Consider the following 872-nt stretch of genomic DNA (forward strand, 5'->3'; position numbering starts at 1 on the left):
CCTAATATCACAGAGATGGGACCACCTAATGTATTATTAGCGAACATAGAGTTTGTTGTAACGATTAAACCAGTACTTCCGGTAGGCCCAGTACTTCCGGTAGGTCCAGTACTTCCGGTAGGCCCAGTATTTCCGGTAGGTCCAGTATTTCCGGTAGGCCCAGTAAGCCTGTAAGGGAAAATAATGTCAAGGGCCATTGACATTATTTCTTTTTTTCTAATTTCATTATTATCTTGAATATAAATCACCTCATCTTTTTAAATAAGAATGTTATAGATTTAGTACTTTTTAAATAGAATGATTTATTTATTATATTAATTAAAGCGGTTATAGCAACGGTAAAATGTTTAATATATGTAATAATTCTTTGGGAAGAAAAAGAGAATAGTTATAAAGTCATTCTTTAATAATAGGATCATAATGATGTGTATGAATTAAAAAACATGTGGAATGAGGTATTAAATTGAAACGCAATGACAATTTATCATTGAATAAGGGGATGATAGGGCCAGAAAATATTGGACCTACATTTCCGATTCTTCCACCAATTTATATTCCAACAGGAGAAACAGGTCCGACCGGAATAACGGGAGCAACCGGAGAAACGGGACCGACCGGAATAACGGGACCGACCGGAATAACGGGACCGACCGGAATAACGGGAGCAACCGGAGAAACGGGATCGACCGGAATAACGGGAGCAACCGGAGAAACGGGATCGACCGGAATAACGGGACCGATCGGAATAACGGGAGCAACCGGAGAAACGGGACCGATCGGAATAACGGGAGCAACCGGAGAAACGGGACCGACCGGAATAACAGGTTCAACGGGAATAACGGGACTGACCGGAGTAACCGGGCTAACCGGAG

The 872-nt window shown here is 41.7% G+C and carries 2 protein-coding genes; one reads left to right on the forward strand and one right to left on the reverse strand.

The genetic code is table 11. The annotated features are described in order from the left end of the window. A partial coding sequence (locus tag MR167_RS31540) for a collagen-like triple helix repeat-containing protein (protein ID WP_242316237.1) occupies positions 1–248 on the reverse strand: 248 nt, incomplete at its 3' end. 215 nt (positions 249–463) lie between these two features. Here MR167_RS31540 and MR167_RS31545 point away from each other — a divergent pair. Next, the coding region (locus tag MR167_RS31545; RefSeq protein WP_242316238.1) for an exosporium leader peptide-containing protein at positions 464–872 on the forward strand (409 nt) is incomplete at its 3' end.

Source organism: Bacillus cereus group sp. BfR-BA-01355, assembly GCF_022663675.1.
GTDB lineage: Bacteria > Bacillota > Bacilli > Bacillales > Bacillaceae_G > Bacillus_A > Bacillus_A thuringiensis_S.